Origin of the sequence: Mycobacterium tuberculosis H37Rv (genome assembly GCF_000195955.2) — a bacterium.
Taxonomy (GTDB): domain Bacteria; phylum Actinomycetota; class Actinomycetes; order Mycobacteriales; family Mycobacteriaceae; genus Mycobacterium; species Mycobacterium tuberculosis.
On sequence record NC_000962.3, the window covers coordinates 571691 to 596724 of the forward strand.

Here is a 25034-nt window from a genome sequence, read left to right on the forward strand (position 1 = left end):
GCTGGTTGCCAGGCGTTCTGTGGTCATTCGTGTGCTGTTTCGCCCGGTATCTTTGATACCCGTGAATAACTCCAGCACCCCCCAGAGTCAGGGGCCGATCAGTCGGCGTCTGGCGTTGACGGCCCTTGGGTTTGGGGTGTTGGCACCGAACGTTCTGGTCGCGTGCGCCGGCAAAGTGACCAAGCTGGCCGAGAAGAGGCCGCCACCGGCGCCTCGTCTGACTTTCCGGCCTGCCGACTCTGCCGCCGACGTGGTGCCGATCGCGCCGATCAGCGTCGAGGTCGGTGACGGCTGGTTTCAGCGGGTCGCGCTGACCAATTCGGCAGGCAAGGTCGTCGCCGGGGCATACAGCCGGGATCGCACCATCTACACGATCACCGAGCCGCTGGGCTACGACACGACCTACACCTGGAGCGGTTCGGCCGTCGGCCATGACGGCAAGGCGGTTCCGGTGGCGGGCAAGTTCACCACCGTGGCACCCGTCAAGACGATCAACGCGGGATTCCAGCTCGCCGACGGCCAGACCGTCGGGATCGCGGCGCCGGTGATTATTCAGTTCGATTCACCGATCAGCGACAAGGCCGCCGTCGAGCGGGCACTAACCGTGACCACCGACCCGCCTGTCGAGGGCGGCTGGGCCTGGCTGCCCGACGAGGCGCAGGGCGCTCGCGTGCACTGGCGTCCTCGGGAGTACTACCCGGCGGGTACCACCGTCGACGTCGACGCCAAGCTGTATGGGCTGCCGTTCGGCGACGGCGCGTACGGCGCGCAGGATATGTCGTTGCACTTCCAGATCGGTCGTCGTCAGGTGGTCAAGGCCGAAGTCTCGTCGCACCGCATCCAAGTCGTCACCGATGCCGGCGTCATCATGGACTTCCCGTGCAGCTACGGCGAGGCCGACTTGGCGCGCAACGTCACCCGCAACGGCATCCACGTCGTCACCGAGAAATACTCGGACTTCTACATGTCCAACCCGGCCGCCGGTTACAGCCATATCCACGAACGTTGGGCGGTGCGGATTTCCAACAACGGCGAGTTCATCCATGCCAACCCTATGAGCGCCGGTGCCCAGGGCAACAGCAATGTCACCAACGGCTGTATCAACCTGTCGACGGAGAACGCCGAACAGTACTACCGCAGCGCGGTCTACGGTGACCCGGTTGAGGTGACCGGCAGTTCGATCCAGCTGTCCTACGCCGACGGTGACATCTGGGACTGGGCGGTGGACTGGGACACCTGGGTGTCGATGTCGGCGCTACCGCCACCGGCGGCCAAACCGGCGGCGACGCAAATCCCGGTCACCGCCCCGGTCACGCCGTCGGATGCCCCCACCCCGTCCGGCACACCCACGACTACTAACGGACCGGGTGGGTAGCGCGACGGCTAGCTGATGCCTGGTCGCGGGGCCGGATGACGATCTGGTCAAGGTTGACGTGTGAGGGCCGGGTGGCCACGAATCCGATCACCTCGGCGACGTCGGCGGCTACTAGCGGTGTCATGCCGGCATAAACCGCGTCCGCGCGTTGCTGGTCGCCGTCGAAGCGGACCAGCGAAAATTCGGTCTCGACCGCACCTGGAGCGATCTCGGTGAGCCGGACCGGCTTCCCCAGCAGTTCGCCGCGCAGCGTGCGATGCAGCGCGCCCTGCGCGTGCTTGGCAGCGGTGTAGCCGGCGCCGCCGTCGTACACCTCGATCGCGGCGATCGAGGTGACGGTGACGATCAGGCCGTCGCCGGAGTCGATCAGCTTGGGCAGCAGCGCGCGGGTTACCCGCAGCGTGCCCAGTACGTTGGTGTCCCACATCCATCGCCAGTGCTCCAAATCGGCATCGGCGACGAACTGAAGCCCCTTGGCGCCACCGGCGTTGTTGACCAGCACGTCCACCCGGCTCAGCGCGCGGGCCAACGCTTCGACGGCGGCGTCGTCAGTGACATCGGCCACAATTGCGGTTCCGCCGATCTGGTTGGCCAGCGCGGTGATCCGGTCCGCCCGACGCGCCACCGCGACCACGTGAAACCCCTGGGCCGCAAGGGTTCTCGCGGTTGCCTCGCCGATACCGGAACTGGCGCCGGTGACCACGGCGACTCGCTTGCGGGTGCCGATTGTCGTCATCGGGACAACTCTAATAAACGTGCTAAATTCTCGGTGTGTACCACAGCGCCTTGTTCCGCACGACGACCGCGTGTCTTTTCGCGGGCGCGTGTTGTTGCCGCCCCCTTTGCCGCGCCTGACCGATACACGTCAGCAGGTGTGGCCAACAGGACCCGGCCATTGGAACTCGGAGAAGAACGCCCGTGTACTCGACTAACCGCACCTCACAGTCACTCAGCCGCAAGCCCGGCCGCAAGCACCAGCTGCGATCGCACCGTTACGTCATGCCGCCGTCGCTGCACCTGTCCGATTCCGCGGCTGCGTCCGTCTTCCGGGCCGTGCGTTTGCGTGGTCCGGTCGGTCGGGACGTAATTGCTGGATCTACGTCGCTGAGCATCGCGACGGTGAACCGCCAGGTCATCGCACTGCTGGAAGCGGGCCTCCTGCGTGAGCGGGCGGACCTGGCGGTTTCCGGGGCTATCGGGCGCCCACGCGTGCCTGTCGAAGTAAACCACGAGCCTTTTGTCACCCTGGGCATCCACATCGGTGCCCGGACCACCAGCATCGTGGCCACCGACCTGTTCGGCCGCACGCTCGACACGGTGGAGACCCCGACCCCGCGTAACGCTGCCGGGGCCGCGCTGACCTCACTGGCCGACAGCGCTGACCGATACTTGCAGCGCTGGCGCCGGCGCCGTGCGCTGTGGGTCGGGGTGACGCTTGGTGGTGCAGTCGACAGTGCCACCGGTCATGTCGACCATCCGCGGCTCGGTTGGCGTCAGGCTCCGGTCGGACCCGTGCTGGCGGATGCCCTAGGCCTGCCCGTGTCGGTGGCGTCCCACGTCGACGCCATGGCCGGGGCCGAGCTGATGCTCGGCATGCGGCGGTTCGCACCGAGCTCGTCGACGAGCCTCTACGTCTACGCCCGCGAAACCGTAGGCTATGCGCTGATGATCGGTGGGCGGGTGCACTGCCCGGCCAGTGGTCCCGGCACCATCGCGCCCCTGCCCGTCCACTCTGAAATGCTCGGCGGTACCGGGCAGCTGGAGTCCACTGTCAGCGACGAGGCGGTTTTGGCTGCTGCCCGCCGGCTGCGGATCATCCCCGGCATCGCTTCGAGGACCCGGACCGGTGGGTCCGCTACCGCCATCACCGACTTGCTGCGAGTGGCACGAGCCGGTAATCAGCAAGCCAAGGAGCTGCTGGCGGAGCGGGCCCGCGTGCTCGGTGGGGCGGTCGCGCTGCTGCGTGACTTACTCAATCCCGACGAAGTGGTGGTGGGTGGCCAGGCGTTTACCGAATATCCCGAGGCGATGGAGCAGGTGGAGGCGGCGTTTACGGCAGGGTCGGTGCTGGCGCCGCGTGACATCCGCGTGACCGTTTTCGGCAACCGGGTGCAGGAGGCCGGGGCAGGCATCGTGTCCCTAAGCGGGCTCTATGCCGATCCATTGGGTGCCTTGCGGCGATCGGGCGCGCTGGATGCCCGGCTGCAGGACACCGCCCCGGAGGCGCTCGCGTGATCGGCTGACGAGCCGCGTCCGCGCGTGTCACTTCGGTTCCTGCAAGGATGGCAGGTGTGCGGCACGATGACGGTTCAGGGTTGATCGCCCAGCGCCGTCCGGTCCGCGGCGAGGGTGCCACCCGCTCGCGCGGCCCATCCGGGCCATCCAATCGGAATGTTTCGGCAGCAGACGACCCGCGCCGGGTTGCGCTGCTGGCGGTGCACACCTCACCGCTGGCACAGCCGGGCACCGGTGACGCCGGCGGCATGAACGTCTACATGCTGCAAAGTGCGCTGCACCTGGCCCGTCGGGGCATCGAGGTGGAGATCTTCACCCGGGCCACCGCATCGGCAGATCCACCGGTGGTGCGGGTGGCACCCGGGGTGCTGGTGCGCAACGTGGTGGCGGGGCCCTTCGAGGGTTTGGACAAGTACGACCTGCCCACCCAGCTTTGTGCGTTCGCCGCCGGGGTGCTGCGCGCCGAGGCGGTCCACGAACCGGGTTACTACGACATCGTGCACTCGCACTACTGGCTGTCGGGTCAGGTCGGCTGGCTGGCGCGCGACCGCTGGGCGGTGCCGTTGGTGCACACCGCACACACGCTGGCCGCCGTGAAGAACGCGGCACTGGCCGACGGCGACGGACCCGAGCCGCCGCTGCGTACGGTCGGGGAGCAGCAGGTCGTCGACGAGGCGGATCGGTTGATCGTCAACACCGACGATGAAGCCAGGCAAGTGATTTCGCTTCATGGTGCCGATCCGGCACGAATCGACGTGGTCCATCCCGGTGTCGATCTGGACGTGTTCCGCCCGGGTGATCGGCGCGCGGCCCGGGCCGCGCTAGGACTACCAGTTGACGAGCGCGTGGTGGCCTTCGTCGGACGCATCCAGCCGCTGAAGGCACCCGACATTGTGCTGCGTGCGGCCGCCAAGTTGCCCGGGGTGCGCATCATCGTGGCCGGCGGACCGTCGGGCAGCGGTCTGGCTTCACCGGACGGACTGGTCCGGCTCGCCGACGAACTGGGCATCTCTGCACGGGTGACGTTTCTGCCGCCGCAGTCCCACACGGATCTGGCCACCTTGTTTCGGGCGGCGGACCTGGTTGCGGTGCCGAGCTACTCCGAGTCGTTCGGCCTGGTTGCTGTGGAGGCCCAAGCGTGCGGCACACCGGTGGTGGCCGCGGCGGTGGGCGGGCTGCCCGTCGCGGTGCGCGACGGGATCACCGGCACCCTGGTGTCCGGGCACGAGGTCGGTCAGTGGGCCGACGCCATCGATCACCTGCTGCGGTTGTGTGCCGGGCCACGGGGACGGGTGATGAGCCGGGCGGCGGCACGGCACGCCGCCACGTTCTCGTGGGAGAACACCACCGACGCGCTGTTGGCCAGTTATCGGCGTGCGATCGGCGAGTACAACGCCGAGCGCCAGCGCCGGGGCGGCGAGGTGATATCGGACCTGGTAGCGGTGGGCAAGCCCCGCCACTGGACGCCGCGTCGCGGGGTGGGCGCGTGACTTCCTCCTTGCCGACCGTGCAACGTGTGATCCAGAATGCGCTCGAGGTCAGCCAGCTGAAGTACTCCCAACACCCCCGCCCGGGCGGGGCGCCGCCCGCGCTGATCGTCGAGCTGCCGGGCGAACGCAAGCTCAAGATCAACACCATCCTGAGCGTCGGCGAGCATTCGGTGCGTGTCGAGGCGTTCGTGTGTCGCAAGCCTGACGAGAACCGCGAAGACGTATACCGGTTCCTGCTGCGGCGCAACCGCCGCCTGTATGGGGTCGCGTACACGCTGGACAATGTCGGCGACATCTACCTGGTGGGCCAGATGGCGCTGTCCGCAGTGGACGCCGACGAGGTTGACCGGGTGTTGGGGCAGGTGTTAGAGGTGGTGGATTCGGACTTCAATGCGTTGTTGGAGTTGGGATTTCGGTCGTCGATTCAACGAGAGTGGCAGTGGCGGTTATCTCGCGGTGAGTCGCTGCAGAACCTGCAGGCCTTCGCTCACTTACGCCCGACGACGATGCAGAGCGCGCAGCGCGATGAGAAGGAGTTGGGCGGTTAGGTCGAGCCCGACGACGATGCAGAGCGCGCAGCGCGATGAGAAGGAGTTGGGCGGTTAGGTCGAGCCCGACGACGATGCAGAGCGCGCAGCGCGATGAGAAGGAGTTGGGCGGTTAGGTCGAGCCCGACGACGATGCAGAGCGCGCAGCGCGATGAGAAATAGCACTCGTGGAGGTCAAGACGCCCGCCGGTGATGGGCTGGTGGCGCTCACCCCGTTCCGGACTCAGAAATTCGCGATCACAATTTGCGCGTTCAAGTCATTGGCATGCATGTGATGGTTTAGCGTTCCGCTGTGCCTCTTCAGGTGTTTGTCGGCTTCGTTGCCATGATGACGCTCAAGGTCGCGATCGGCCCGCAAAACGCATTTGTCCTGCGCCAAGGAATTAGGCGAGAATACGTGCTGGTCATTGTGGCGCTGTGCGGGATCGCTGATGGGGCACTGATTGCCGCGGGCGTTGGCGGCTTCGCTGCGCTGATTCACGCTCATCCCAATATGACTTTGGTTGCCCGATTTGGCGGCGCAGCGTTCTTGATTGGCTACGCGCTATTGGCCGCGCGGAACGCGTGGCGCCCGAGCGGGCTGGTGCCGTCGGAATCGGGGCCGGCTGCGCTGATCGGCGTGGTGCAAATGTGCCTGGTGGTGACCTTTCTCAACCCACACGTCTATCTGGACACTGTGGTGTTGATCGGTGCCCTCGCCAATGAGGAATCAGATCTGCGGTGGTTTTTCGGAGCCGGTGCCTGGGCCGCCAGCGTCGTATGGTTCGCCGTGTTGGGATTTAGCGCGGGCCGGCTACAGCCATTCTTCGCAACTCCAGCTGCTTGGCGCATTCTTGATGCGCTGGTTGCCGTGACGATGATTGGGGTCGCCGTCGTTGTGCTCGTCACGTCACCAAGTGTGCCGACGGCCAATGTCGCACTGATCATTTGACCACCTCGTAGGCCGCCCATGTATCGGCCTTGGTGAACCGGCCGTTACGGTGCCGACCACCTCGGCGGTATGAACGCGCTGCGCAGCGGACCGAGGAGAATTCGGGCATTTTGGTCCACGATGAGGAGTGCGGGAGTGCGTGAGAGACTTGCCGGTATGGCAAACACTGGCAGCCTGGTGTTGCTGCGCCACGGCGAGAGCGACTGGAATGCCCTCAACCTGTTCACCGGCTGGGTCGATGTCGGCCTGACGGACAAGGGCCAGGCAGAGGCGGTTCGAAGCGGCGAGCTGATCGCGGAACACGACCTATTGCCCGACGTGCTCTACACCTCGTTGCTGCGGCGCGCGATCACCACCGCGCATCTGGCGTTGGACAGCGCCGATCGGCTCTGGATTCCCGTGCGGCGTAGCTGGCGGCTCAACGAACGCCACTACGGCGCGCTGCAGGGTTTGGACAAGGCCGAGACCAAGGCCCGCTATGGCGAAGAGCAGTTCATGGCCTGGCGGCGCAGCTATGACACGCCGCCGCCGCCGATCGAGCGGGGCAGTCAGTTCAGCCAGGACGCCGACCCTCGTTACGCCGACATCGGCGGTGGCCCGCTCACCGAATGTCTGGCTGACGTGGTCGCCCGGTTTTTGCCATATTTCACCGACGTCATCGTTGGCGACTTGCGGGTCGGCAAGACGGTGCTGATCGTTGCCCACGGCAACTCGTTGCGCGCGCTGGTCAAGCACCTGGACCAGATGTCTGACGACGAAATCGTCGGACTGAACATCCCGACCGGAATTCCGCTGCGCTACGACCTGGATTCCGCGATGAGGCCGCTGGTGCGCGGTGGTACGTATCTGGACCCGGAGGCGGCAGCCGCCGGCGCCGCCGCGGTGGCCGGCCAGGGCCGCGGGTAATTGTTTGAGATCCCACCTGCCGGCGGTTTCGGCGGCTGATGGTGTGCTTTGGTGCGCTGTTTGCCAAACAGCATGTGAACGGTAACCGAACAGCTGTGGCGTAGTGTGTGACTTGTCCGATTTTGGCCTTGCCGCGCTAGGGCGACGTTCACCGGATTTGTAGGATTTTCCTTGTGACTGTGTTCTCGGCGCTGTTGCTGGCCGGGGTTTTGTCCGCGCTGGCACTGGCCGTCGGTGGTGCTGTTGGAATGCGGCTGACGTCGCGGGTCGTCGAACAGCGCCAACGGGTGGCCACGGAGTGGTCGGGAATCACGGTTTCGCAGATGTTGCAATGCATTGTCACGCTGATGCCGCTGGGCGCCGCGGTGGTGGACACCCATCGCGACGTTGTCTACCTCAACGAACGGGCCAAAGAGCTAGGTCTGGTGCGCGACCGCCAGCTCGATGATCAGGCCTGGCGGGCCGCCCGGCAGGCGCTGGGTGGTGAAGACGTCGAGTTCGACCTGTCGCCGCGCAAGCGGTCGGCCACGGGTCGATCCGGGCTATCAGTGCATGGGCATGCCCGGTTGCTGAGCGAGGAAGACCGCCGGTTCGCCGTGGTGTTCGTGCACGACCAGTCGGATTATGCGCGGATGGAGGCGGCTAGGCGTGACTTCGTGGCCAACGTCAGTCACGAGCTCAAGACGCCCGTCGGTGCCATGGCTCTACTCGCCGAGGCGCTGCTGGCGTCGGCCGACGACTCCGAAACCGTTCGGCGGTTCGCCGAGAAGGTGCTCATTGAGGCCAACCGGCTCGGTGACATGGTCGCCGAGTTGATCGAGCTATCCCGGCTACAGGGCGCCGAGCGGCTACCCAATATGACCGACGTCGACGTCGATACGATTGTGTCGGAAGCGATTTCACGCCATAAGGTGGCGGCCGACAACGCCGACATCGAAGTCCGCACCGACGCGCCCAGCAATCTGCGGGTGCTGGGCGACCAAACTCTGCTGGTTACCGCACTGGCAAACCTGGTTTCCAATGCGATTGCCTATTCGCCGCGCGGGTCGCTGGTGTCGATCAGCCGTCGCCGTCGCGGTGCCAACATCGAGATCGCCGTCACCGACCGGGGCATCGGCATCGCGCCGGAAGACCAGGAGCGGGTCTTCGAACGGTTCTTCCGGGGGGACAAGGCGCGCTCGCGTGCCACCGGAGGCAGCGGACTCGGGTTGGCCATCGTCAAACACGTCGCGGCTAATCACGACGGCACCATCCGCGTGTGGAGCAAACCGGGAACCGGGTCAACGTTCACCTTGGCTCTTCCGGCGTTGATCGAGGCCTATCACGACGACGAGCGACCCGAGCAGGCGCGAGAGCCCGAACTGCGGTCAAACAGGTCACAACGAGAGGAAGAGCTGAGCCGATGACCTGCGCCGACGACGATGCAGAGCGTAGCGATGAGGTGGGGGCACCACCCGCTTGCGGGGGAGAGTGGCGCTGATGACCTGCGCCGACGACGATGCAGAGCGTAGCGATGAGGTGGGGGCACCACCCGCTTGCGGGGGAGAGTGGCGCTGATGACCTGCGCCGACGACGATGCAGAGCGTAGCGATGAGGTGGGGGCACCACCCGCTTGCGGGGGAGAGTGGCGCTGATGACCAGTGTGTTGATTGTGGAGGACGAGGAGTCGCTGGCCGATCCGCTGGCGTTTCTGCTGCGCAAGGAGGGCTTTGAGGCCACGGTGGTGACCGATGGTCCGGCAGCTCTCGCCGAGTTCGACCGGGCCGGCGCCGACATCGTCCTGCTCGATCTGATGCTGCCTGGGATGTCGGGTACCGATGTATGCAAGCAGTTGCGCGCTCGGTCCAGCGTTCCGGTGATCATGGTGACCGCCCGGGATAGCGAGATCGACAAGGTGGTCGGCCTGGAGCTGGGCGCTGACGACTACGTGACCAAGCCCTATTCGGCACGCGAGTTGATCGCACGCATCCGCGCGGTGCTGCGCCGTGGCGGCGACGACGACTCGGAGATGAGCGATGGCGTGCTGGAGTCCGGGCCGGTTCGCATGGATGTGGAGCGCCATGTCGTCTCGGTGAACGGTGACACCATCACGCTGCCGCTCAAGGAGTTCGACCTGCTGGAATACCTGATGCGCAACAGCGGGCGGGTGTTGACTCGCGGACAACTGATCGACCGGGTCTGGGGTGCGGACTACGTGGGCGACACCAAGACGCTCGACGTCCATGTCAAGCGGCTGCGCTCCAAGATCGAAGCCGACCCGGCTAACCCGGTTCACTTGGTGACGGTGCGCGGGCTGGGCTACAAACTCGAGGGCTAGCGGACGCCGACAACCTTGGCGACTGTCTGGTCGGCTACGGCCAGTGCCATCGCCATGATGGACAGCTGCGGGTTCACTTCCGGGCAGCTGGGCAGGATCGAGGCGTCGGCAACCCACACGCCCTCGACGCCGCGCAGCCGGCCCGTCGCGTCGACCGGACAAAGCTGCTCGTCGGCGCCGGCGGCCGCGGTGCCCGTCGGATGGAAGGCGGCCAGGTGCAGGCTTCTGGGGTTGGCTCGGCGCAGCACATCCTGCAGCTCGGGCAGGGACCGCATCGGTGGGGCGCCGGGGATACCGGTCAGCACCTCCACCGCGCCGGCGGCAAAGAGCAGCCGGCCAATGGCCTGCAGCGCGACCCGTAGCTTGGCGATCTCACCTGGAGCTATGTCATAGCGCACCACCGTCTCGCCGCGCACCGACCGCACCGTGCCGACGCCCCGATCGGCCACCATCGCCCCGAATGTTGCGATCTGCGGCGCCCGGTCGAGCCAGCGGAGCAGCTCGGCCCCGTAGCCGGGGAAGACCATCGACCCCATGCCCGGCGGTGTGGAGGTGGCCTCGATCAGCACGCCGTCGGATTCGTGAAACTCGTGAACCGCCGCGCTCTGCAGCACCCCGCGCCACGCGAAGACGTCGTCGTCGAAGAGCCCGGCCAGCATAGTTGCCGGGTGCAGCGCAAGGTTGTGGCCCAGTCGCGGGTGCCCACCAAGACCGCTGCGCCGCAACAGTCCTGGCGTCTCCGTCGCACCGGCGGCGACGACGACCGCGTCGGCCAGCACGTCGAGTGTGGTGCCGTCGGGCCGGCGGGCTCGCACGCCATAGGCCCGCCCGGCGCGGTGCAGGATCCGTTCGACCCGCGCCCAGGAGATGATCCGCGCGCCGGCCGCGCAGGCTTGCGGCAGGGCGTTGAGGTGCACGCCGAACTTGGCGTTGCTGGGGCAGCCGATCGCGCACTGGCAACAGCCACGGCACCCCGGCGCATTGCGCGGGATGGGCGCCGCCCGCCAGCCCAGCGACTTGGCGGCCTGCAGCAACAGGCGCCCGTTGCGGCCCATGATCTCCAGCGGCACCGGCGCAACCCGCAGTGTTTGCTCCGCATCGTCAAGACGACGTCCCAGCTGGTCGGGGTCGGCCAGGCCGAGACCGAACTCGTCACGCCAGCGCCGCTGCACGGCAAGTGAAGGCCGAAAGCAGGTGCCGGAGTTGACGACGGTGGTGCCGCCCACCGCCCGGCCCATCGGCAGCACCACCGCCGGTCGCCCGAGCGCGACGGTGGCCCCGGCGCCACGGTACAACCCGGCATAACGGTCGACCGGGTGGGTGCTACGGAACTCCTCGACCGTCCAGCGCCGTCCCTCTTCGAGCACGACCACGTCAAGGCCGGCCCGGGCCAGCGTGCGCGCGACCATCGCGCCGCCCGCCCCGGAGCCGACGACCACCGCATCGGCCCTGGTGACGGATGGGCTGTCCGCCGACAAGATGACGGTCAACTCCGCGTCGGGGCGCGCCGCGTCATGTTCCTGGGCGCGGGCGAGCAATTCGTGCGCGTAGGTGTCGGCGCCGTTGGCCAACAGCACGATCGCCTTCAACCCCTCCACGGCCGCAGCGACTTCCGGGCTCAGTGCGGCGATCCGGTGCAGCACCCGTGCCCGCTCGTCCGGGTGCAGTCGCGGTAGCGACCGGCCGGTGGTGAGGTAGCTGGCCGCCGCCAGTGAAGCCAGCCCGGCGCGCACCGCGAATCGTGAGGTCGCCGGCAGTCGTGTGACGTAGCGGTCAACGCGCTGCACGAATTGAGCCGGCAACGGGCCGCCGAGCTCCGGCGGCAGCAGCGCGGCGCCGAACGAGGCCAACGGATAGGACTTAGCCCGATCGGCGAGCCGGCTCATATCCGGCGCCCGAGCCGGCGGCCGAGCTTTATGAAGAACGGATACGTTGCGAAGATGGCAGCGGCCATCGCGTGCAGCGGCCACTCCGCGCGGGCCACATCCACGCTGAAAACCCCGCTGTTCCACATGAAATCGCGGCCGTTCTGTGCGCGAAATGGCCGCCACAGCATCCCGAGCCCGGGTACGTTGTGGTACAGCCCGAACGAAGCGCCGAAGAAGACGCCCAGGGCGGCGGCCTCGGCGGCATCGCGGCGGTCCACGGGCAGGCGTCGCTCGATGAGCACTCCGCAGACAAACAGCAGCGGCGGGTCGAGCAGGAAACTCATGCTGGCGTCCCTTCCTTGATAGCCGGTGCCGCGGTTCCCCGCAGGCCGACTTCGGCGTGTCCGGTGCCCAGCACCGACCAGTGCCGGCCGCCGAGCTCGATGTGGATGTCGGCCTGCTCGGTGTTGGTGCACACCGCCTTGGCCCCGTCGGGATCGGTGTATCCCAGGCTTACGCACCGCTCCGGCGGCTGGTCTACCCGGATTAGCGCCTCCCGGCCGCCGATGCGTCCTTCCAGTTGCCAGTGCCGCACGCCGAGCGTTGTCCGCATTCGCAGCGACGGTAAAGGACTTGCGGGCCAATCCTTTCCGTCGATGCGGAAGCGAACGAACGCTAGCGGCGCGAGCCTGCGTAGGCCCGGCTTGTGTGATACCGCGGTCACCACCTCTAGGACGTCGCCGTCGCCGAGATCGGCATGGATCCATCCCCACCGCTTGGCATTGCCATGTCCGTAGATGTGGGCCACACTGCCGCGCCAGCTGTCGACGCGGTGGGTGGTTTCGCCGACGGCCAAGGAGCCAGCGAAGACGGCGGTGGGTGCGATCACCACTTGGGCGCCGGGCAGCAACTCGCGCTCCCAGGCCACGCGAGGAAACGTCCACAGTGGCGCCGCGGTGTCCTTCCAGGACAGCTCCCATGCGAGTGATCGGGTACGTCCGGTCAGCTCCGCTGGCGCCATTCGTACACCGGCGATGTCGAACCAGGCGGGGCCGGCCGCGGGTTGGGCGGGCTGGGGGCCGAAGCGCTCGGTGCCCGGCGGGGCATCCGGTGGAAACCAGGTCACCCAGCCGTGCGCGTAGGGCCCGCCGGTCGTCGGGGCCACCGTCTCACAGTGCACCCATAGGCCGGTACGCGTCAGTGGATCCGACAGAGTCGCATACCAGACTTCCAGGCGCCCGGCTGCACCGCGCCACCGCGGCAAGGCCGCCGACCGCGTTTCATCGTCCACTGCGGCACCTCCTGCTGGCTGAGTTGTCGATTCGCCCACTATATTGGTTGAGCCAATGAACCAGTCAAGTGTCTTTCAGCCGCCGGATCGGCAGCGGGTGGATGAGCGGATCGCGACGACGATCGCCGACGCCATCCTCGACGGCGTCTTCCCGCCGGGCTCGACCCTGCCGCCCGAGCGAGACCTGGCAGAGCGGCTCGGTGTCAACCGCACCTCGCTACGCCAGGGTCTGGCGCGACTGCAACAGATGGGCCTGATCGAGGTGCGGCACGGCAGCGGCAGTGTGGTCCGTGACCCCGAGGGGCTCACCCATCCCGCGGTGGTCGAGGCGCTGGTGCGCAAACTGGGCCCCGACTTCCTCGTCGAGTTGCTGGAGATCCGCGCGGCGTTAGGCCCGTTGATTGGCCGCCTGGCGGCCGCCCGGAGCACGCCCGAGGATGCCGAGGCGTTGTGTGCGGCGCTGGAAGTGGTGCAACAGGCGGACACGGCCGCGGCGCGGCAGGCAGCCGATCTTGCCTACTTCCGGGTGCTCATCCACAGCACTCGCAACCGCGCATTGGGGTTGCTCTACCGCTGGGTGGAGCACGCCTTCGGCGGCCGCGAGCATGCGCTCACCGGGGCCTACGACGACGCGGACCCAGTGTTGACCGACCTGCGGGCGATCAACGGGGCGGTGCTGGCCGGTGACCCGGCGGCCGCTGCCGCGACCGTCGAGGCGTATCTGAACGCCAGTGCGCTGCGCATGGTCAAGTCCTACCGCGACCGCGCTTAGCTACTGGGCCGCACGCGTCGCCGGATGTACGGCGATGAGCCCTAATTGACTGCGGCGCTTGCACATTGCTGCGAGTTCCCCATAGGCCTTCTCCCCGAGTAATTCGGTGAGTTCGTCGGCAAGGCTCTGCCACACCTGCTTGGTTCCGACATGGGCGGCCGGATCGCCGGTGCAATACCAGTGCAGGTCAGCACCACCCGAGCCCCAACCGCGGCGGTCATATTCGGTGAGGGTGGTCTTGAGGATTTCGGTGCCGTCGGGGCGGGTCACCCATTCCTGGCTGCGCCGGATCGGCAACTGCCAGCAGACATCGGGTTTCATCGTCAACGGCGGCACGCCCAGCTTGAGGGCTTTGCTGTGCAGCGCGCAGCCGGCGCCACCGGCGAACCCGGGCCGGTTCAAGAAGATACACGCGCCCTTGTGTTTGCGGGTGCGGTGCTGGGGTTGGCCGTCGTGCTCGTCGAGTTCCAGGTAGCCCTTGCGGCGCAGGCCCTTTGCCCGGAACTGCCAGTCGTCGTCGGTCAGCTTGTGCACCGCGTCGGCCAACCGGGTGCGGTCGTCGTCGTCGGACAGGAACGCACCGTGCGAACAACAGCCGTCGTTTGGCCGGCCCGCGACGGTGCCCTGGCAGGCGGGTGTGCCGAATACACACGCCCAGCGCGACAGCAACCAGGTAAGGTCGGCCGCGATCAGGTGCTCGGGATTGTCCGGGTCGTAGAACTCCACCCACTCACGGGCGAAGTCCAACTCGACTTCTTGCCCCGGGTGCACCGGTCTCCGTCGCGAATTTGCCACGGATTCAACGTTAGACCACGAAGCCCGCCGCGGGATTCCGCCATAGCCCAGCACGGCCGGCACATGCCACCGGGCGCCTTGCGCGGGTCGCCACACGCCCGTATCTTCGCCCGGCTAGTTTGTTTTCGTGCGATTGGGCGTGCTGGACGTGGGTAGCAACACGGTCCATCTGCTGGTGGTCGATGCCCACCGCGGCGGCCACCCGACCCCGATGAGCTCGACGAAGGCCACGCTGCGGCTGGCCGAGGCCACCGACAGCTCGGGCAAGATCACCAAGCGCGGAGCCGACAAGCTGATTTCCACCATCGACGAATTCGCCAAGATTGCCATCAGCTCGGGCTGTGCCGAGCTGATGGCCTTCGCCACGTCGGCGGTCCGCGACGCCGAGAATTCCGAGGACGTCCTGTCCCGGGTGCGCAAAGAGACCGGTGTCGAGTTGCAGGCGCTGCGTGGGGAGGACGAGTCACGGCTGACCTTCCTGGCCGTGCGACGATGGTACGGGTGGAGCGCTGGGCGCATCCTCAACCTCGACATCGGCGGCGGCTCGCTGGAAGTGTCCAGTGGCGTGGACGAGGAGCCCGAGATTGCGTTATCGCTGCCCCTGGGCGCCGGACGGTTGACCCGAGAGTGGCTGCCCGACGATCCGCCGGGCCGGCGCCGGGTGGCGATGCTGCGAGACTGGCTGGATGCCGAGCTGGCCGAGCCCAGTGTGACCGTCCTGGAAGCCGGCAGCCCCGACCTGGCGGTCGCAACGTCGAAGACGTTTCGCTCGTTGGCGCGACTAACCGGTGCGGCCCCATCCATGGCCGGGCCGCGGGTGAAGAGGACCCTAACGGCAAATGGTCTGCGGCAACTCATCGCGTTTATCTCTAGGATGACGGCGGTTGACCGTGCAGAACTGGAAGGGGTAAGCGCCGACCGAGCGCCGCAGATTGTGGCCGGCGCCCTGGTGGCAGAGGCGAGCATGCGAGCACTGTCGATAGAAGCGGTGGAAATCTGCCCGTGGGCGCTGCGGGAAGGTCTCATCTTGCGCAAACTCGACAGCGAAGCCGACGGAACCGCCCTCATCGAGTCTTCGTCTGTGCACACTTCGGTGCGTGCCGTCGGAGGTCAGCCAGCTGATCGGAACGCGGCCAACCGATCGAGAGGCAGCAAACCATGACGGGACCACACCCCGAAACAGAGAGCTCCGGTAACCGGCAGATCTCGGTGGCCGAGTTGCTGGCCAGGCAAGGGGTCACCGGCGCCCCGGCCCGACGGCGCCGGCGGCGACGCGGCGATAGTGACGCCATCACGGTCGCCGAGCTGACCGGTGAGATTCCGATCATTCGTGACGACCATCACCACGCCGGCCCGGACGCGCACGCGAGCCAGTCTCCGGCGGCTAACGGGCGAGTCCAGGTTGGCGAAGCTGCCCCACAGTCGCCGGCGGAACCAGTCGCCGAGCAGGTTGCCGAAGAGCCAACGAGAACCGTGTACTGGTCGCAACCCGAGCCGCGCTGGCCCAAGTCCCCCCCGCAGGACCGGCGCGAGTCCGGGCCCGAGCTTAGCGAGTACCCGCGGCCACTGCGCCACACGCATAGCGACAGAGCACCCGCGGGGCCGCCGTCCGGTGCCGAACACATGAGTCCGGATCCGGTCGAGCACTACCCCGATCTCTGGGTGGATGTCCTGGACACCGAGGTGGGCGAAGCGGAAGCCGAGACCGAGGTGCGCGAAGCGCAACCTGGGCGCGGCGAGCGCCACGCCGCAGCGGCGGCGGCCGGCACCGACGTCGAGGGTGATGGTGCGGCCGAGGCGCGGGTTGCCCGTCGTGCCCTGGACGTGGTCCCGACGCTGTGGCGCGGCGCGTTGGTCGTGCTGCAGTCGATCCTGGCCGTTGCCTTCGGTGCCGGGTTGTTCATCGCCTTCGACCAGTTGTGGCGCTGGAACAGCATAGTGGCGCTAGTGCTATCGGTGATGGTCATCCTTGGCCTAGTGGTCTCGGTGCGGGCAGTCCGCAAGACCGAAGACATCGCCAGTACGTTGATCGCGGTTGCGGTGGGGGCGCTGATTACCCTGGGACCGCTGGCCTTGTTGCAATCGGGCTAGCCGCCACCACACACAGTGCGCCCAGCAATCAAAGTCGGCTTGTCGACGGCCTCGGTGTACCCGTTGCGGGCCGAGGCCGCGTTCGAGTACGCCGACAGGCTTGGCTACGACGGGGTCGAGCTGATGGTCTGGGGTGAATCGGTCAGTCAGGACATCGATGCCGTCCGGAAGCTGTCGCGCCGCTACCGCGTGCCGGTGTTGTCGGTGCACGCTCCGTGCCTACTCATCTCGCAGCGGGTGTGGGGCGCCAATCCGATCCTCAAGTTGGACCGCAGTGTGCGGGCCGCCGAACAACTGGGCGCGCAAACGGTCGTCGTGCATCCGCCTTTCCGCTGGCAACGACGCTACGCCGAAGGGTTCAGCGATCAGGTTGCCGCCCTAGAAGCGGCCAGCACCGTGATGGTGGCCGTTGAAAACATGTTTCCCTTCCGAGCGGACCGGTTTTTCGGGGCCGGCCAGTCCCGGGAACGGATGCGTAAGCGGGGTGGTGGCCCAGGTCCGGCGATCTCGGCGTTCGCGCCGTCCTACGACCCGCTGGACGGCAACCACGCGCATTACACGCTGGACCTCTCGCACACCGCGACTGCGGGCACCGACTCGCTGGATATGGCGCGGCGGATGGGCCCAGGGCTGGTGCACCTGCACCTGTGTGACGGCAGCGGCCTGCCCGCCGACGAGCACCTGGTGCCCGGCCGCGGTACCCAGCCGACCGCCGAGGTGTGCCAGATGCTGGCCGGCAGCGGCTTCGTCGGCCACGTCGTGTTGGAGGTGTCCACCTCAAGCGCGCGTTCGGCCAATGAACGCGAATCCATGCTGGCCGAGTCGTTGCAGTTCGCCCGCACTCACCTGCTGCGTTGATATGCCGGGAACACTATGAACGCGTTGTTCACCACGGCGATGGCGCTGCGCCCGCTTGACTCCGATCCCGGCAATCCGGCGTGCCGGGTTTTTGAAGGCGAGCTGAACGAGCACTGGACCATCGGGCCCAAGGTGCACGGCGGTGCGATGGTGGCGCTGTGTGCCAATGCCGCCCGCACCGCTTACGGCGCGGCCGGACAGCAGCCCATGCGGCAACCGGTCGCAGTGTCGGCGAGCTTTCTGTGGGCGCCGGATCCGGGGACGATGCGGTTGGTGACGTCGATCCGCAAGCGTGGTCGCCGGATTAGCGTGGCCGATGTCGAGCTCACCCAGGGTGGCCGCACAGCGGTGCACGCCGTGGTCACCCTGGGTGAGCCGGAGCATTTTCTCCCCGGCGTTGATGGGAGCGGCGGGGCCAGTGGAACCGCGCCGCTGCTGTCGGCGAATCCGGTGGTGGAGCTGATGGCACCGGAACCGCCCGAGGGAGTCGTGCCGATCGGTCCCGGCCATCAGCTGGCCGGGCTGGTGCACTTAGGCGAAGGCTGCGATGTCCGGCCGGTGTTGTCGACGTTGCGGTCCGCGACCGATGGGCGGCCACCGGTGATTCAGCTGTGGGCGCGTCCACGCGGCGTTGCTCCGGACGCGCTGTTCGCTCTGTTGTGCGGGGACTTGTCGGCCCCGGTGACCTTCGCGGTGGACCGCACCGGCTGGGCGCCTACAGTTGCGCTCACCGCCTATCTTCGGGCCCTGCCCGCCGACGGCTGGCTGCGAGTGCTCTGCACCTGCGTCGAAATCGGGCAGGACTGGTTTGACGAGGACCACATCGTCGTCGACCGGTTGGGCCGCATCGTGGTGCAGACGCGCCAACTGGCGATGGTGCCTGCCCAGTAGCACGGATCGGCCGAGCTGTCTGCGATGCTTTTCGGCATGGCAAGGATCGCGATTATCGGCGGCGGCAGCATCGGTGAGGCATTGCTGTCGGGTCTGCTGCGGGCGGGCCGGCAGGTCAAAGACCTGGTAGTGGCCGAGCGGATGCCCGATCGCGCCAACTACCTGGCGCAGACCTATTCGGTGTTGGTGACGTCGGCGGCCGACGCGGTGGAGAACGCGACGTTCGTCGTCGTCGCGGTCAAACCAGCCGACGTCGAGCCGGTGATCGCGGATCTGGCGAACGCGACTGCGGCGGCCGAAAACGACAGTGCTGAGCAGGTGTTCGTCACCGTGGTAGCGGGCATCACGATCGCGTATTTCGAATCCAAGCTACCGGCTGGGACGCCAGTGGTGCGTGCGATGCCGAACGCGGCGGCATTGGTGGGAGCGGGGGTTACAGCGCTGGCCAAAGGCCGCTTTGTCACCCCGCAACAGCTTGAGGAGGTCTCGGCCTTGTTCGACGCGGTCGGCGGCGTGCTGACCGTTCCGGAATCGCAGTTGGACGCGGTGACCGCGGTGTCCGGCTCGGGTCCGGCCTATTTCTTTCTGCTGGTCGAGGCCCTGGTGGATGCCGGAGTCGGGGTGGGCTTGAGCCGTCAGGTGGCCACCGATCTCGCCGCGCAGACAATGGCTGGCTCAGCGGCGATGCTGCTGGAGCGGATGGAGCAAGACCAGGGTGGCGCCAATGGCGAGCTGATGGGGCTGCGCGTGGACCTTACCGCATCACGGCTGCGCGCCGCGGTTACCTCGCCGGGCGGTACGACCGCCGCTGCGCTGCGGGAACTCGAACGCGGCGGGTTTCGGATGGCTGTCGACGCGGCGGTTCAAGCCGCCAAAAGCCGCTCTGAGCAGCTCAGAATTACACCGGAATGATTCACGAATTTTGAACTGATTATCCCTCACCAGTACCAGTAACCCCACTAGTCCCGCTATTCTCCTCTTTGTAAGCGCGTGTGGGTGCCAGCGGAGGGGAAGCCGCTGGGACTGCGCGTGCCTGACACGATTGGGTTGCGATGACGTCTACGAACGGGCCATCGGCGCGGGATACCGGTTTTGTTGAGGGCCAGCAGGCCAAGACACAACTTCTCACCGTGGCCGAAGTGGCGGCCCTGATGCGGGTGTCCAAGATGACGGTGTACCGGCTGGTGCACAATGGCGAACTGCCCGCGGTTCGGGTCGGGCGGTCATTCCGGGTGCATGCCAAGGCCGTCCACGACATGTTGGAGACTTCGTACTTCGACGCGGGCTAGTTGCCGGCCGCACGCGGCCGGAGTCCGCCTGACCGATCTGGCAATGCTCGGGCGCTGCCGGTTTGGTGTTCCGTGCGACCGCCCGGGTAGAGTGTCCGGGTCAGATAGCCGTATAGATGGCGGGGTCATGGGTTCAGTAATCAAGAAGCGGCGCAAGCGCATGTCCAAGAAAAAGCATCGCAAGCTGCTGCGTCGCACCCGGGTGCAGCGCAGGAAACTGGGCAAATAGGTTGCGAGCAGACCCCGCCAGCTCGACCGTCACGCGCTTGTAACGCCGCCGTTTCGCCTGGCCGTTAGGCTGTCGGAGTGAGTTCGTCGAACGGGCGCGGTGGCGCCGGAGGAGTCGGCGGCAGCAGTGAGCACCCGCAGTACCCCAAAGTTGTGCTGGTGACCGGTGCTTGCCGTTTCCTAGGCGGCTACCTGACCGCACGGCTTGCCCAGAACCCGCTGATCAACCGGGTCATCGCGGTGGACGCGATCGCGCCGAGCAAGGACATGCTGCGCCGGATGGGCCGAGCCGAATTTGTTCGCGCTGATATCCGAAACCCATTCATCGCCAAGGTGATTCGCAATGGCGAGGTGGACACGGTGGTGCACGCCGCGGCGGCCTCGTATGCGCCGCGGTCCGGCGGCAGTGCGGCATTGAAGGAACTTAACGTGATGGGCGCGATGCAACTGTTCGCCGCCTGCCAAAAGGCGCCCTCGGTCCGCCGGGTCGTGCTGAAGTCGACCTCTGAGGTTTACGGATCGAGCCCACACGATCCGGTGATGTTCACCGAGGACAGCAGCAGTCGACGTCCTTTCAGCCAAGGTTTCCCTAAGGACAGTCTCGATATCGAGGGCTACGTGCGCGCGCTGGGCCGACGCCGCCCCGATATTGCAGTGACTATCCTGCGGCTGGCCAACATGATCGGCCCGGCGATGGACACCACGCTTTCACGATATCTGGCCGGGCCGCTGGTCCCGACGATCTTCGGCCGTGATGCGCGACTGCAGTTGCTGCACGAGCAGGATGCGCTGGGTGCGTTGGAGCGCGCGGCGATGGCCGGCAAGGCCGGAACGTTCAACATCGGAGCCGACGGCATCCTCATGCTGTCGCAGGCGATCCGGCGGGCCGGGCGAATTCCGGTGCCGGTGCCAGGGTTTGGGGTATGGGCTCTGGATTCGCTGAGGCGAGCGAATCACTACACCGAGCTGAATCGTGAGCAATTCGCTTACCTGAGTTATGGCCGGGTTATGGACACCACCAGAATGCGCGTCGAACTGGGTTACCAGCCGAAGTGGACGACCGTCGAGGCGTTCGATGACTATTTTCGCGGCCGCGGCCTGACTCCCATTATTGACCCACATCGGGTACGCTCCTGGGAGGGTCGCGCCGTAGGTTTAGCGCAGCGCTGGGGTAGCCGAAATCCAATTCCATGGAGCGGACTCAGATAGGTTTGGATGGGTAACGTGGCGGGCGAAACCAGAGCGAATGTCATTCCACTGCACACAAATCGGAGCCGGGTAGCGGCGCGCAGGCGTGCCGGTCAACGGGCAGAGTCCCGGCAGCATCCGTCGTTGCTGTCCGATCCAAATGACCGGGCGTCGGCCGAGCAGATCGCCGCCGTTGTCCGGGAAATCGACGAACACCGGCGCGCTGCGGGTGCCACGACCTCGTCCACCGAGGCCACGCCCAACGACCTTGCGCAACTCGTCGCCGCGGTTGCTGGATTTCTCCGACAGCGCCTGACCGGTGACTACAGCGTCGACGAATTCGGGTTCGACCCGCACTTCAACAGCGCCATCGTACGACCCTTGCTGCGATTCTTCTTCAAGTCATGGTTTCGGGTCGAAGTCAGTGGTGTCGAGAACATCCCGCGCGATGGTGCGGCGCTGGTGGTGGCCAATCACGCAGGTGTGTTGCCGTTTGACGGGTTGATGTTGTCGGTGGCCGTCCACGACGAGCACCCGGCGCATCGGGATCTGCGGCTGCTTGCCGCCGACATGGTGTTCGACCTCCCCGTGATCGGCGAAGCCGCCCGCAAGGCGGGTCATACCATGGCGTGTACGACGGATGCGCACCGGTTGCTTGCCTCCGGCGAACTCACCGCGGTGTTCCCCGAGGGATACAAGGGGCTGGGTAAGCGTTTCGAGGACCGTTACCGGTTACAGCGGTTTGGTCGCGGCGGCTTCGTATCGGCCGCGCTACGGACCAAGGCGCCGATTGTGCCGTGTTCGATCATCGGCTCCGAAGAGATCTACCCCATGCTGACCGATGTCAAGCTGCTGGCTCGGCTGTTCGGCCTGCCGTACTTCCCGATTACGCCGTTGTTCCCGTTGGCTGGACCGGTCGGGCTAGTGCCGTTGCCCTCGAAATGGCGCATCGCGTTCGGTGAGCCGATCTGCACCGCCGACTACGCCTCCACCGACGCCGACGACCCGATGGTGACGTTCGAGTTGACCGATCAGGTGCGCGAGACGATCCAGCAGACGCTATACCGACTGCTTGCCGGCCGTCGCAACATCTTTTTCGGCTGACCCTTATTTGACCAGAGTGAACTGGCAGACGTCCGTGTACTTGTCGCGGAACAGGTCTGAGCAGCCACGTAGGTAGTGCATGTAGATGTCGTACGTCTCCTGGCCCTTGAGGGCGATCGCCTCATCTTTGTGCGCCTGTAGCGCATCCGCCCAGGCGTTCAGGGTCGGCACGTAGTTGGCCCCGATCCGGTGGTAGCGCTCGACCTTCCATCCGGCGTTGGAGGAGTAATAGTCCACCTGCGAGATCCTGGGCAGCCGCCCGCCCGGGAAGATCTCGGTCAGGATGAACTTGATGAAGCGCAGCAGGCTCATCGGAGACGTCAAGCCCAGCTCCTGGGCTTCCTCTTTGTCCGGGATAGTGATGGTGTGCAGCAGCATCCGGCCGTCGTCGGGCGTCAAATTGTAGAACTTCTTGAAGAAGGTGTCGTAGCGCTCGAACCCGGCGTCCCCGGCACCGTCGGCGAAATGCTCAAACGCACCGAGTGACACGATGCGGTCGACCGGCTCGTCGAACTCCTCCCAGCCCTGGATTCGCACCTCTTTTCGGCGGGGGCTGTCGACCTCATCGAACATCGCCTTGTCGTGGGCGTACTGGTTTTCGCTCAGGGTCAAGCCGATGACGTTGACGTCGTACTCGGCGACCGCGTGTCGCATGGTGGAACCCCAGCCGCAGCCGATGTCGAGCAGCGTCATGCCGGGCTCAAGGTTCAGCTTGTCCAGTGCCAGCTTGCGCTTCGCGTACTGCGCCTCTTCCAGCGTCATATCGGGACGTTCGAAGTAGGCGCAGCTGTACGTCATCGATGGGTCAAGCCAGAGCTTGAAGAACTCGTTCGATTTGTCGTAGTGGGATCGAACTGCTTCGACCGGCGGCTTGAGCTGCGTGCCGCTTGTCGTGTCGCCCTGTGACGTCATTGAACGGACCCTACTTTCCCCACTAGATCGATGCAATCGCCGCCACCGTTGCATCGGCATCGGCTTCGTGGTGGGCCGCTTCTCCCAACATGGTGACGACACTGGTGACCACAGGCTTTCCTTCGGCGTCGGTAACTTCGCTTCGGATCTCGGCGAGCACCGTGCCGTGGGATTCGATGACGGAGTCAAGATAGGTGTCGAAGTACAGCTTGTCGTTGGCCAGGATCGGCCGGTGGAAGCGGAACTTCTGGTCGCGATGAAAGACCCGGGCGATGTTGATCGGGATATTGAACTTGGTGAAGATCTCCAGCTGCACGCGCCGGCCGGCGATCGCCAGGAAGGTCAGCGGGGCTACCAGCGCGGGGTAACCGGCCGCTGCGGCATCCGGCTCGCTGTAGTGGGTCGGGTGGTCGTCTTTGACCGCGACCGCGAACTCGCGGATCTTCTCGCGCCCCACCAGAAAGTGGTCCGGCGCCCGATAATGCTTGCCGATCAGTGTCTGGGCTTCTTCGGGAACTGTCATGCCGCTGCCGCCCTCCGCTCGAATAGTTGCTAAGCCCTATTGCCCGGCTCCTCCTCGCCCCGCTGCGCGGGTCGCATCGTCGCCAGGCTGGGCCCTATTGCCCGGCTCCTCCTCGCCCCGCTGCGCGGGCCGCATCGTCGCCAGGCTAACGGCGCAGCTTATCAGCGTGATTGGCGTCTAGAGGCTAGAGCCGCCAACGCGCCGCCGGCCGCACCCAGCGCCAGGGCCGACGGAACCCCGATCCGAGCGGCCTTGCGGGCGATTCGGAAATCACGGATCTCCCACCCCCGTTCCCGGGCCAGGCTGCGCAGGCGGGCGTCGGGGTTGATGGCGACCGCGGTGCCCACCAGCGACAGCATCGGGACGTCGTTGTAGCTGTCGGAGTAGGCGGTGCAGCGTTTGAGATTGAGTCCCTCCCGGATGGCCAGCGACCGCACCGCGTGTGCCTTGCCGGTGCCGTGCAGGATCTCGCCGACCAGTCTGCCGGTGAATATCCCGTCGACCGACTCGGCGACGGTGCCCAGGGCGCCGGTTAGGCCGAGCCGGCGGGCGATGGTGGCCGCGAGTTCGTATGGGGTAGCGGTGATCAGCCATACCTGCTGGCCGGCGTCCAGGTGCATCTGGGTGAGTTCGCGGGTGCCGTCCCAGATCTTGTCGGCGATGATCTCGTCGTAAATCTCCTCTCCCAAGGCCACCAACTCCGCGACGGATCGGCCCTCGATGAACGCGAGCGCCTTGCGCCGGCCAGCGGCGACGTCGTTGCTGTTCTCCTTGCCAAGTAGCTGGAACTTGGCCTGAGCGTAAAGAAATCCGAGGACGTCGCGGTAGGTGAAGTAGTGGCGAGCGGCTAGCCCGCGGCCGAAGTGCACCGCCGACGAGCCCTGAACCAAGGTGTTGTCCACGTCGAAGAAGGCGGCTGCGGTCAGGTCGATCGGCGGCTGCCGATCGCTGCCGGCGGCGGCGACGGGGGCCGGCATGTCCACCGGCGAGTGGCTGGCGCTGGCATCGGGTGGCGGCGGGTCGGCCGGCGAAGCCAGGTCGACGTGACCGGCCTGGTCTGGGCTACCCAGGTGGGAGGAAACCATCATTACTCCTAATCGCGGTGCCTGCCCGGTGGCCGATGCTGCGGCCGTTATCAACCCTATCCGGCAAATGCGCGGCGGAGCTCTTGGCTGGCGCGGATTGATCTGCAAGCCCAGCGCGGTATCGAAATTCGCGAGGCCGCAGCGACTTTCGTCGTGAACACGACCCGCAGCGGTTCGGGGCCAACATGTCAGCCCCATACCGGTACGCGCAAAGCTGGGTACGTGAAATCCTGAATTCTTCAGCCTGTCAACGGTAGCGTCTACGCTAGCTAACGCAACGAGACATCCGATTACTACGCACGTTAGGACATTTCAGGAGGTATCGGGAGGCCTAAGG

The 25034-nt window shown here is 66.4% G+C and carries 25 protein-coding genes and 4 other annotated features; of the genes, 17 read left to right on the plus strand and 8 right to left on the minus strand.

Annotated features, from left to right (window positions below; genetic code table 11):
* Positions 1-19: 19 nt before the first annotated feature.
* Positions 20-1375, plus strand: a complete 1356-nt coding sequence (lprQ, locus tag Rv0483; protein ID NP_214997.1) for a lipoprotein LprQ — start codon at positions 20-22, stop codon at positions 1373-1375.
* Here the strand turns inward: lprQ and Rv0484c are convergent.
* Positions 1356-2111 carry a short-chain type oxidoreductase gene (locus Rv0484c; protein ID NP_214998.1) on the minus strand — a complete coding sequence of 252 codons (756 nt, stop codon included), beginning with the start codon at positions 2109-2111 and terminating at the stop codon, positions 1356-1358. The genes lprQ and Rv0484c overlap by 20 nt on opposite strands.
* 182 nt (positions 2112-2293) lie before the next feature.
* On the opposite strand from Rv0484c, the gene Rv0485 reads away from it, so the two are divergent.
* The 7 genes from Rv0485 to regX3 all read left to right on the plus strand — a co-directional run bounded on the left by Rv0485 (position 2294) and on the right by regX3 (position 9802).
* On the plus strand, positions 2294-3610 hold the full coding sequence (locus Rv0485) for a transcriptional regulator (protein NP_214999.1): 1317 nt from the start codon (positions 2294-2296) through the stop codon (positions 3608-3610).
* Positions 3343-3379: a sequence feature (mcr19, fragment of putative small regulatory RNA (See DiChiara et al., 2010), cloned from M. bovis BCG~~Pasteur; ends not mapped, 66-82 nt band detected by Northern blot in M. bovis BCG Pasteur.), on the plus strand. Its footprint overlaps the gene before it by 37 nt.
* 47 nt (positions 3611-3657) lie before the next feature.
* Positions 3658-5100, plus strand: a complete 1443-nt coding sequence (gene mshA, locus Rv0486; RefSeq protein ID NP_215000.1) for a D-inositol 3-phosphate glycosyltransferase — start codon at positions 3658-3660, stop codon at positions 5098-5100.
* Positions 5097-5648, plus strand: a complete 552-nt coding sequence (locus Rv0487) for a hypothetical protein (RefSeq protein NP_215001.1) — start codon at positions 5097-5099, stop codon at positions 5646-5648. Before mshA ends, Rv0487 begins: the two co-directional genes overlap by 4 nt.
* A 325-nt stretch (positions 5649-5973) precedes the next feature.
* Positions 5974-6579: an amino acid transporter gene (locus Rv0488; protein NP_215002.1), complete on the plus strand. Its 606-nt coding sequence runs from the start codon at positions 5974-5976 to the stop codon at positions 6577-6579.
* A 156-nt stretch (positions 6580-6735) separates the two neighbouring features.
* Positions 6736-7485 carry a 2,3-bisphosphoglycerate-dependent phosphoglycerate mutase gene (gpm1, locus tag Rv0489; RefSeq protein YP_177731.1) on the plus strand — a complete coding sequence of 250 codons (750 nt, stop codon included), beginning with the start codon at positions 6736-6738 and terminating at the stop codon, positions 7483-7485.
* Positions 7486-7658: 173 nt separating this feature from the next.
* Positions 7659-8891, plus strand: a complete 1233-nt coding sequence (gene senX3, locus Rv0490; RefSeq protein NP_215004.1) for a two component sensor histidine kinase SenX3 — start codon at positions 7659-7661, stop codon at positions 8889-8891.
* Positions 8888-8964 (plus strand) — a repeat region (77 bp Mycobacterial Interspersed Repetitive Unit,Class I (see Supply et al., 1997)). It overlaps the preceding gene by 4 nt.
* Positions 8965-9041: a repeat region (77 bp Mycobacterial Interspersed Repetitive Unit,Class I (see Supply et al., 1997)), on the plus strand.
* Positions 9042-9118: a repeat region (77 bp Mycobacterial Interspersed Repetitive Unit,Class I (see Supply et al., 1997)), on the plus strand.
* Positions 9119-9802 (plus strand): two component sensory transduction protein RegX, encoded by a 684-nt coding sequence (regX3, locus tag Rv0491; RefSeq protein ID NP_215005.1) that lies wholly within the window; start codon positions 9119-9121, stop codon positions 9800-9802.
* Here the strand turns inward: regX3 and Rv0492c are convergent.
* From Rv0492c to Rv0493c, 3 genes are read right to left on the minus strand one after another with little or no spacing between them, the layout of a single operon-like run.
* A complete protein-coding gene (locus Rv0492c) occupies positions 9799-11688 on the minus strand; it encodes a GMC-type oxidoreductase (protein ID NP_215006.2) in 1890 nt (629 codons plus the stop codon). The two genes, regX3 and Rv0492c, sit on opposite strands and share 4 nt — an antisense overlap.
* Entirely contained in the window at positions 11685-12014 is a 330-nt protein-coding gene (locus Rv0492A) for a hypothetical protein (protein YP_177623.1), read from the minus strand. The genes Rv0492c and Rv0492A overlap by 4 nt, the downstream gene beginning before the upstream one ends.
* The gene (locus Rv0493c; protein NP_215007.1) at positions 12011-13000 is read right to left on the minus strand and encodes a hypothetical protein; all 990 of its coding nucleotides are present in this window, start codon (positions 12998-13000) and stop codon (positions 12011-12013) included. Before Rv0493c ends, Rv0492A begins: the two co-directional genes overlap by 4 nt.
* A 4-nt stretch (positions 13001-13004) precedes the next feature.
* Here Rv0493c and Rv0494 point away from each other — a divergent pair, with 4 nt between their 5' ends.
* Positions 13005-13733, plus strand: coding sequence for an HTH-type transcriptional regulator (locus Rv0494; protein NP_215008.2), 729 nt, complete (start codon positions 13005-13007; stop codon positions 13731-13733).
* Here Rv0494 and Rv0495c read toward each other — a convergent pair whose 3' ends face one another.
* Positions 13734-14624 carry a hypothetical protein gene (locus Rv0495c; RefSeq protein NP_215009.1) on the minus strand — a complete coding sequence of 297 codons (891 nt, stop codon included), beginning with the start codon at positions 14622-14624 and terminating at the stop codon, positions 13734-13736. It abuts the gene before it with no gap.
* 79 nt (positions 14625-14703) lie between these two features.
* On the opposite strand from Rv0495c, the gene Rv0496 reads away from it, so the two are divergent.
* From Rv0496 to Rv0502, 8 genes are all read left to right on the plus strand, one after another.
* Positions 14704-15690: a hypothetical protein gene (locus Rv0496; protein NP_215010.3), complete on the plus strand. Its 987-nt coding sequence runs from the start codon at positions 14704-14706 to the stop codon at positions 15688-15690.
* Positions 15687-16619, plus strand: a complete 933-nt coding sequence (locus tag Rv0497; RefSeq protein ID NP_215011.1) for a transmembrane protein — start codon at positions 15687-15689, stop codon at positions 16617-16619. The genes Rv0496 and Rv0497 overlap by 4 nt, the downstream gene beginning before the upstream one ends.
* A gap of 15 nt (positions 16620-16634) precedes the next feature.
* On the plus strand, positions 16635-17477 hold the full coding sequence (locus tag Rv0498; protein ID NP_215012.1) for a hypothetical protein: 843 nt from the start codon (positions 16635-16637) through the stop codon (positions 17475-17477).
* A 15-nt stretch (positions 17478-17492) separates the two neighbouring features.
* Positions 17493-18368 carry a hypothetical protein gene (locus tag Rv0499; RefSeq protein ID NP_215013.1) on the plus strand — a complete coding sequence of 292 codons (876 nt, stop codon included), beginning with the start codon at positions 17493-17495 and terminating at the stop codon, positions 18366-18368.
* 24 nt (positions 18369-18392) lie between these two features.
* Positions 18393-19280: a pyrroline-5-carboxylate reductase gene (gene proC, locus Rv0500; protein NP_215014.1), complete on the plus strand. Its 888-nt coding sequence runs from the start codon at positions 18393-18395 to the stop codon at positions 19278-19280.
* A 140-nt stretch (positions 19281-19420) separates the two neighbouring features.
* On the plus strand, positions 19421-19657 hold the full coding sequence (locus Rv0500A) for a DNA-binding protein (protein ID YP_177624.1): 237 nt from the start codon (positions 19421-19423) through the stop codon (positions 19655-19657).
* Between the two features lie 306 nt (positions 19658-19963).
* Positions 19964-21094, plus strand: a complete 1131-nt coding sequence (gene galE2 / locus Rv0501) for a UDP-glucose 4-epimerase GalE (RefSeq protein ID NP_215050.2) — start codon at positions 19964-19966, stop codon at positions 21092-21094.
* A 6-nt stretch (positions 21095-21100) separates the two neighbouring features.
* Positions 21101-22177, plus strand: coding sequence for a hypothetical protein (locus Rv0502; protein NP_215016.1), 1077 nt, complete (start codon positions 21101-21103; stop codon positions 22175-22177).
* Positions 22178-22180: 3 nt separating this feature from the next.
* Here the strand turns inward: Rv0502 and cmaA2 are convergent, their stop codons facing one another.
* The 3 genes from cmaA2 to serB1 all read right to left on the minus strand — a co-directional run bounded on the left by cmaA2 (position 22181) and on the right by serB1 (position 24895).
* Positions 22181-23089 (minus strand): cyclopropane mycolic acid synthase, encoded by a 909-nt coding sequence (cmaA2, locus tag Rv0503c; protein ID NP_215017.1) that lies wholly within the window; start codon positions 23087-23089, stop codon positions 22181-22183.
* Positions 23090-23111: 22 nt separating this feature from the next.
* Positions 23112-23612 carry a hypothetical protein gene (locus tag Rv0504c; RefSeq protein NP_215018.1) on the minus strand — a complete coding sequence of 167 codons (501 nt, stop codon included), beginning with the start codon at positions 23610-23612 and terminating at the stop codon, positions 23112-23114.
* A 161-nt stretch (positions 23613-23773) separates the two neighbouring features.
* Positions 23774-24895 carry a phosphoserine phosphatase SerB gene (gene serB1 / locus Rv0505c; protein ID YP_177732.1) on the minus strand — a complete coding sequence of 374 codons (1122 nt, stop codon included), beginning with the start codon at positions 24893-24895 and terminating at the stop codon, positions 23774-23776.
* Positions 24896-25034 lie beyond the last annotated feature (139 nt).

What these genes read in the sequence shown, in the direction of transcription:
- proC (NP_215014.1), top strand. Translation starts at nt 18,393, where the DNA reads ATGCTTTTCGGCATGGCAAGGATCGCGATTATCGGCGGCGGCAGCATC.
- Rv0492A (YP_177623.1), bottom strand. Translation starts at nt 12,014, where the DNA reads ATGAGTTTCCTGCTCGACCCGCCGCTGCTGTTTGTCTGCGGAGTGCTC.
- Rv0488 (NP_215002.1), top strand. Translation starts at nt 5,974, where the DNA reads ATGATGACGCTCAAGGTCGCGATCGGCCCGCAAAACGCATTTGTCCTG.
- Rv0497 (NP_215011.1), top strand. Translation starts at nt 15,687, where the DNA reads ATGACGGGACCACACCCCGAAACAGAGAGCTCCGGTAACCGGCAGATC.
- Rv0499 (NP_215013.1), top strand. Translation starts at nt 17,493, where the DNA reads ATGAACGCGTTGTTCACCACGGCGATGGCGCTGCGCCCGCTTGACTCC.
- gpm1 (YP_177731.1), top strand. Translation starts at nt 6,736, where the DNA reads ATGGCAAACACTGGCAGCCTGGTGTTGCTGCGCCACGGCGAGAGCGAC.
- cmaA2 (NP_215017.1), bottom strand. Translation starts at nt 23,089, where the DNA reads ATGACGTCACAGGGCGACACGACAAGCGGCACGCAGCTCAAGCCGCCG.
- Rv0502 (NP_215016.1), top strand. Translation starts at nt 21,101, where the DNA reads ATGGGTAACGTGGCGGGCGAAACCAGAGCGAATGTCATTCCACTGCAC.
- Rv0492c (NP_215006.2), bottom strand. Translation starts at nt 11,688, where the DNA reads ATGAGCCGGCTCGCCGATCGGGCTAAGTCCTATCCGTTGGCCTCGTTC.
- Rv0504c (NP_215018.1), bottom strand. Translation starts at nt 23,612, where the DNA reads ATGACAGTTCCCGAAGAAGCCCAGACACTGATCGGCAAGCATTATCGG.
- Rv0500A (YP_177624.1), top strand. Translation starts at nt 19,421, where the DNA reads ATGACGTCTACGAACGGGCCATCGGCGCGGGATACCGGTTTTGTTGAG.
- Rv0484c (NP_214998.1), bottom strand. Translation starts at nt 2,111, where the DNA reads ATGACGACAATCGGCACCCGCAAGCGAGTCGCCGTGGTCACCGGCGCC.
- serB1 (YP_177732.1), bottom strand. Translation starts at nt 24,895, where the DNA reads ATGGGGCTGACATGTTGGCCCCGAACCGCTGCGGGTCGTGTTCACGAC.
- mshA (NP_215000.1), top strand. Translation starts at nt 3,658, where the DNA reads ATGGCAGGTGTGCGGCACGATGACGGTTCAGGGTTGATCGCCCAGCGC.
- regX3 (NP_215005.1), top strand. Translation starts at nt 9,119, where the DNA reads ATGACCAGTGTGTTGATTGTGGAGGACGAGGAGTCGCTGGCCGATCCG.